Raw genomic sequence first — 6,602 nt, forward strand, 5'->3', positions numbered from 1 at the left:
GTACCGCTCCACCACTGACGGGTGGGATGACGTGGCGCAATTAGAGGTGAGCCTGGACATGCGCGACACCGCGGTGGTGGTGTCGGTAGCAGGCGAGATCGACTCGAACAGCGTCGGATCGCTGCAGCCACACCTTGACCGCGCGGTCGAGGCCGCCGACGAGCATCCGGCCAAGTTGCTGATCGTCGAACTGTCCAGGGTCGGCTACTTCGGCAGTGCCGGCCTGAACGCCCTCCTCGAGTGTTACGAGAAGGGCTTGGCGGCGGGGGTGACGGTGCGGTTGGTGGCCGCCAACCCCGAGGTGGTCCGCCCCATCGAGGTCACCAGGCTCGACAAGGTTCTGCGGCCGTACGGGTCTGTGGCCGATGCGGTCGACGCATGAGTAACCCGAGCGGGCCGCAGACTCGGTTGACCACGGTTTTCGATGCCGACGGCGAGATCGGACCCGATCTGGGCGAGGTTCGGTGGGCCGCCACGCCGTTGGGGACGCCGGACGGCTGGCCGCAGAGCCTGCAAACCGCGGTCAGCATCCTGCTGTCCTCGCGATTCCCGATGTGGATGGCGTGGGGTCCTGATCTGACGTTCTTCTGCAATGCCGCCTACCGACGGGACACGTTGGGCCGCAAGTATCCCTGGGCGCTCGGCCGGCCTGCGCGCGAGGTGTGGGCCGAGATCTGGCCCGATATCGGCCCGCGAATCGATCTCGTGCTCTCCACCGGAGAGGCGACCTGGGACTCGGCACTGCTTCTGTTCCTCGAGCGCTCCGGTTATCAGGAGGAGACGTACCACACCTTCTCCTACAGCCCGCTGCGCGACGACGACGGGCTGGTCGTGGGCATGCTGTGTGTGGTCAGCGAGGACACCCAGAAGGTGATCAGCGAGCGGCAGATGGCGACGTTGCGCGACCTCGGATCGGACCCGAGCGCGGTGCGTACCGAAGAAGAGATCATGGCGTTCGCCGAACGCCAACTCGGTCAGAACTTGCGTGACCTGCCGTTCACGTTGATTTATCTGTTCGACGCCGACGACGGTGCACGCCTTGCCGGATCCACCGGGGGCATCGCCGACCATCCGATCGCATCGCCACGTGTGGCCGCAGACAGCGATGGCAGTTGGCCGCTCGACAAACCTGCGCGCGGTGAGACGACGGTGCTCACACTCGACGACGACAGGTATGCGGACCTGCCGACCGGTGACTGGCGCGACCCACCCACACACGCGCTGGTCGTCCCGCTGCAACAACAGGGCGGTTCTCCGATCGGTTTCCTGGTCGCCGCGCTCAACCGCTACCGCCGGCTCGACGACACGTACCGCGGCTTCGTGTCGCTCGTGGCGGGCCACGTCGCCGCGGGCGTCGGCAGTGCGCGCAACTACCAGGCGCAGCAGCAGCGCGCCGAAGAGCTCGCCGAGCTCGACCGTGCCAAAACGGCGTTCTTCTCCAACATCAGCCATGAGTTCCGGACCCCGCTGACGTTGATCCTCGATCCGGTCGCCGAACTGCGGACCCGCGGAGCCGACCTCGACGCTCCCGCCCGCGAGGAGCTGGACATCGTGTGGCGCAACGGGTTACGGCTGGCCAAGCTGGTCAACACGCTCCTCGACTTCTCGCGCATCGAAGCCGGCCGCATGCGGGCGAGCTTCGCCCCGGTCGAGCTCGGGTCCGTCACCGCCGAGCTCGCCAGCGTCTTCCGGTCGGCGATCGAGCGTGCCGGCCTCATGTTCACCGTTGACTGTCCTCCTCTCGACGAAACGGTCTACATCGATCGCGACATGTGGGAGAAGGTGATCTTCAATCTGCTGTCGAATGCGCTGAAATTCACGTTTACCGGCGGCATTTCGGTCAACGTGACCCGCGACGGTGACGATGCGGTGGTGACCGTCTCCGATACCGGGGCCGGAATTGCCGCCGCGGAGATACCCCGGTTGTTCGAACGGTTCCACCGGATCGAGAACGTGCGGGCGCGGTCGAACGAGGGCAGCGGGATCGGCCTGGCATTGGTCAAGGAGCTGGTCGAACTCCATGGCGGCAGCATCACCGCCGAGAGCACCGAAGGCGTCGGCACCACGTTCGCGATCCGCCTGCGCTTCGGCACCGCGCATCTACCGGCCGCGGCACTCTTCTCGGCAGACGACACGCGGATAGCGGCCGCAGGTGCCGAACCCTACATTCAGGAGGCGCTGCGGTGGCTGCCCGCCGACGGCGAAGGGCCTGCCCCCGATGTGCCCCCGAAGCTGCCCGGCTCAACCACTTCGCCTCCGGTTCCGGGCACCACACCGCGTGTGCTCATCGCCGACGACAACGCCGACATGCGTGACTACGTCGCCCGGATGCTGCGCAACGACGGATACCTCGTCGACGCCGTCACCGACGGTCAGCAAGCGCTGGACGCGGTCCGTACGGAGTTGCCCGACATGGTGGTCAGCGACGTCATGATGCCGCGTCTGGACGGCCTTCAACTCGTCGCTGCCTTGCGATCCGACCCGCGCACCGCCGCCATACCGGTGCTGATGTTGTCCGCCCGCGCCGGACAAGAAGCCGCCATCGAGGGTTTGCAAGCCGGCGCCGACGACTATCTCGTCAAGCCGTTCGCCGCCGCGGAACTGCTCGCGCGCGTGCGCGCGAACGTCAAACTCGCAAGGATCCGCAATCATCACGCCCGCTGGCGCACCGCGCTGATCGACTCGCTGCAGGAAGCGTTCTTCGTGGCCGACGAGCGCGGCGCGGTGATCGAAATCAATGCGGCGTTCACCGACATCCTGGGGTACGGCGTCGAGGAACTGCCGTACGAACCCGTACAACCGTGGTGGCCGACGGCGGAGTCGGATCCAGAAGCCCACCACCAAGCCAACCAGCTGCTGTCACAGATTCTGCGTGAACCTCATGGCAGGCACACGGTTCCGGTTACGCACCGCGACGGGCACCGTCTGTGGGTGACTCTCACCTACAACCAGATCGAGGAGATCGACACCGGCAGGCCCGTGCTGGTCGGCACCTTCCGCGACGTCACCGCCGAGCACTACACGGTGCAGCGGGAGGCCGCGCTGGCAGCGCTCAACCAGCAACTGGCGCAGGCGGATACGCTCGACGACGCGGTGCGCACGGCAGCCGATGTGCTGCGTGAGGTGTGGCGGGCGCACCGGGTCCTGGCCGTCACGTTTCCGGTCGACGGCGCCACGACGATCGATCCGACAGGGCTGGTCTGTTCCGGCGAGCCTGCCCAGTGGCACGACCTGCCCGCGCCCACAAAACTGGCGATCACCTCGCTGCGCTCCGCAGACTCACTGGTGGCCGATGCGTCGGACACCGGGTCCGCGCGCATCGCCCTGCAGCATCCGCGCGGGGTGCTCGTCGTCTACCTCGAGTTGCCTGAGCGCCGACCGTTCACGGCCGAAGACAAGACGCTGCTAGCGGTCTTGGCAGGCAGGCTCGGCCAGGGGTTGCAGCGCGTCCACCTACTCGACCAGCAGCGTGAAACCGCACTCGCGCTGCAGCACGCGATTCTTGGTCCGACGGTTTCGAGCGGCTTCGCCGTGCGGTACCAGCCGGCCACGCGCCCGCTGCAGGTCGGTGGTGACTGGTATGACGTCGTCGATCTGGACGACGGCCGGATCGCGTTGATCGTCGGCGATTGCGTCGGGCACGGATTGACCGCCGCCACGGTGATGGGGCAGCTGCGAAGCGCCTGTCGGGCATTGCTTCTGGAACACCCCGGACCGGCCGCGGCGCTGACAGCCCTTGACCGATTCGCCGCCCGGTTGCCCGGCGCACGGTGCACGACGGCATTCTGCGCCGTGCTCGATCCGGACACCGGTGAGTTGCTGTACTCCAGTGCCGGCCACCCGCCTCCGGTCATGGTGCTTGCCGACGGCACGAGCCGACTGCTCGACGACGCCTCGGTCACCCCGCTCGGGTTGCCCTTCGATCACATTCGTCCGGAGGGCCGGCAGGTCATGCCGCCCCGCGCGACGTTGTTGCTCTACACCGACGGCCTGGTGGAGCGTCGGCGCGAATCTCTCGACAAGGGCATTGGCCGGGCCGTCGACGTGCTCGAAAACCATTCCGCCACAGCGCTGGACGACCTGGCCGATGAGATCATGACGCAGCTGACACCCATCCACGGATATCAGGACGACGTCGCGCTCATGCTGTATCGGCAACCGGCGCCGCTGGAAATCGAATTCAGCGCTGATCCCGCTGAATTGGCAGGCACGCGCAGCGAGCTGCGGAAGTGGTTGGTGCGGGCGGGGATTGATCCGAGCCAAACCCTCGACGTGTTGATCGCCACCGGGGAGGCGCTCGCCAACGCGGTCGAGCATGGGCACCGTGACCGTCCCGGTGGCGCCGTGCGTCTGCGCGCGACCGTGCTGGCCGACCGGCTTCACCTGACCATCGCCGACACCGGGGTGTGGAAAGTGCCCCACGCCGACCCCGCGTCCCACCGCGGCCGCGGAATCGCGCTGATGCGGGCGCTGATGAACAACGTCACGATCGAGACGGGCGCTTCCGGCACGACGATCGACTTGCACGCCAGGATCGCCTGATGCCCACACCGCTCACCGTGCGCACCGACCGTCGGGTCGACGGCACCGTGGCGCTGAGCGCGGCGGGCGAACTCGACTTGAGCAATATCGACACGTTCACCGACGCCATCGCCGAGGCCGTCGGCAGGTCAAATCAGGAGTTGGGGCGGTTGACGGTCGATTTGACCGCGATCGAGTACCTCGACAGCGGAGCGATCAACGCCCTGTTCGAAAACGCACAGCAGATCCGCAAGATCGTTGCCAACCCGATCCTGATGCCGGTGCTGTCGATCAGCGGGCTGACGTCGGTGGCCGAAGTGCAAGCGGCAGAGGGCGACTGAACGGTTCTGGTGAGGTCACGGAAGCACCGTGCGCATCAACATGACGTTGTAGGCCGACCACAGCGACAGGTTGAAGTACAACTCCTTGCCGGTCGACCACGGATGCAGGAACGGCGCATAGACACCGCCGGGGACATCCCAGGACCGCACCAACAACTGCTCGGGACCGTACGGTCCCTGCGGAGCGGGTGCCATCCTGGCCACCACGTCGTTGGCGCCGTTGCAGTACATGACCAGGTACTGCTTGAGGTAGGTGTTGTACTGGGCGGACATCTCACCGACCGGGCCCGGGATCACTACGGTGGCCGCACCCGGATCCCTTGGTACCCAAGCATTTTGATCAGCGTTCCAGTACTCGTAGCGGTTGAGATCGGGCACCGCTCCCTGCGGGATGCGCGCGATGTACGCCGCGCCGGCTCTGCCCGCCGGTGTCCCGAACGTGTAAAGGTAGGGATCACCCGCGCCCGGCGTCAGGAACGCGCCCTGTTGGAAGTTCTCGTTGCCGCGCACGTATCGAGCGCCCGCGACGTCGCCTTCGCGTGCGGCGCGCACCGTGCCGGGATAGACGCCCCAGTGCTCGCCGTTGTCGGGGGAGACCGCGATCGCGGAGAAATTGGTCGTCCACCGGCCGTCGGCGTCCCAGCTCTTGATGGACATGAAGTTCACGAACTGGTTGCCGCCTACCGCGACACCCGCGGTCGGAATGATGCCCTTCTCATTCGGCGCCCACTTGGTGCTGTTGATGATCTGCTTGGACAGGCCGGGCGCCCACAGCGGGGAACCGGAGTAACGGTTGGCGAGCGCGCCGTCGGGCACGGCGACCGTCTTCGACAGCGCCCCGTCCTGGGTGCGCAGCAGCGCGTTGTAGCGCCATTGCTTCCCCCGCACGCTGCAGTAGCCGTAGGTGTCACCGAACGCCATCAACACCTGACGATTGCCGGCATCGCCGTTGTCCCACATGATTCCGAGGTCGGTACCGGTGATCGCGAATCGTCCGATCGTGTTGTTCGGGCTTTCGGGGCCGGTGACCCACCCGACGAGCGTCGTCCCCGGCGGCGCGGGCGGCGGAGGCGGCTCGGGGGCGGCAGCGGGAACCTGCTGCGCGACAGGCTGATCCGCCACAGGCTGAGGTGGCGTGGGGCGGACGGCGGCCTGTTGGTCGACGGTCGCCGACTGGGGCGAAAGTGACTGGAGGATCTCGGCGGGCAGTCGGCCGAGTCGCGGCAACGGCGCTTCGTCGTTGGTGTTGCGAGGCCGGTGGCCGACCGGCGGGCCACCCGGCAGCGCCGGCGTCGCTTCGGTGTTCGGCGCGGCAGGCGGTTGTGCGGCCGCCGCCGCCCCGGTGCACGGTTCCGCCGTGGCCGAGGGGGCGACGCCGAGCACGGCGCTCAGTGCGATCACGGTTGCGGACGCCACCGACAACGAGGCGATGCGCGTAGGCGGCGACATGTCACACCTTTCGGAGGCGGGCGCCCGATGAGACGTCAGCGATGGGCGGATGTGACGTTAGTGACGAAAGTGACTCTTGTGATCTTGATGCGCGGATAGGTACTCACCTGTGACCGTGTCGCAACCTCCCAATCCTGCGATTTGCGCGCCGTTTCGCTCGCTGGGTGGCTGTTGCGAAATGCCGATGGATGTCCTTTGTGTTGGCCGGTGAGCACGAAACGATGAGGTATGGCTCGTTCGTATCGTCCGGTGGTGCGCGATCAGGAGTTTTTGCTGCCACCGAATATGGCT

General features: G+C 66.8%; 4 protein-coding genes. 3 read left to right on the top strand and 1 reads right to left on the bottom strand.

What is annotated here, in order from left to right; all coding sequences use genetic code 11:
* Positions 1–31: 31 nt before the first annotated feature.
* Genes CEX87_RS25795 through CEX87_RS25805 form a run of 3 tightly spaced genes read left to right on the top strand, consistent with a single transcriptional unit; the run spans position 32 to position 4,862 of the window.
* Entirely contained in the window at positions 32–382 is a 351-nt protein-coding gene (locus tag CEX87_RS25795) for an STAS domain-containing protein (protein WP_094289728.1), read from the top strand.
* Positions 379–4,542 carry a SpoIIE family protein phosphatase gene (locus CEX87_RS25800; protein WP_064398897.1) on the top strand — a complete coding sequence of 1,388 codons (4,164 nt, stop codon included), beginning with the start codon at positions 379–381 and terminating at the stop codon, positions 4,540–4,542. Before CEX87_RS25795 ends, CEX87_RS25800 begins: the two co-directional genes overlap by 4 nt.
* Positions 4,542–4,862: an STAS domain-containing protein gene (locus tag CEX87_RS25805; protein WP_064425788.1), complete on the top strand. Its 321-nt coding sequence runs from the start codon at positions 4,542–4,544 to the stop codon at positions 4,860–4,862. The genes CEX87_RS25800 and CEX87_RS25805 overlap by 1 nt, the downstream gene beginning before the upstream one ends.
* A gap of 15 nt (positions 4,863–4,877) precedes the next feature.
* On the opposite strand, the gene CEX87_RS25810 is transcribed toward CEX87_RS25805, so the two are convergent.
* Positions 4,878–6,311 carry a DUF4185 domain-containing protein gene (locus CEX87_RS25810; protein ID WP_094289730.1) on the bottom strand — a complete coding sequence of 478 codons (1,434 nt, stop codon included), beginning with the start codon at positions 6,309–6,311 and terminating at the stop codon, positions 4,878–4,880.
* Between the last annotated feature and the right edge of the window lie 291 nt (positions 6,312–6,602).

Origin of the sequence: Mycobacterium lehmannii (genome assembly GCF_002245535.1) — a bacterium.
Lineage (GTDB): Bacteria > Actinomycetota > Actinomycetes > Mycobacteriales > Mycobacteriaceae > Mycobacterium > Mycobacterium lehmannii.

What these genes read in the sequence shown, in the direction of transcription:
- CEX87_RS25805 (WP_064425788.1), top strand. Translation starts at nt 4,542, where the DNA reads ATGCCCACACCGCTCACCGTGCGCACCGACCGTCGGGTCGACGGCACC.
- CEX87_RS25800 (WP_064398897.1), top strand. Translation starts at nt 379, where the DNA reads ATGAGTAACCCGAGCGGGCCGCAGACTCGGTTGACCACGGTTTTCGAT.
- CEX87_RS25810 (WP_094289730.1), bottom strand. Translation starts at nt 6,311, where the DNA reads ATGTCGCCGCCTACGCGCATCGCCTCGTTGTCGGTGGCGTCCGCAACC.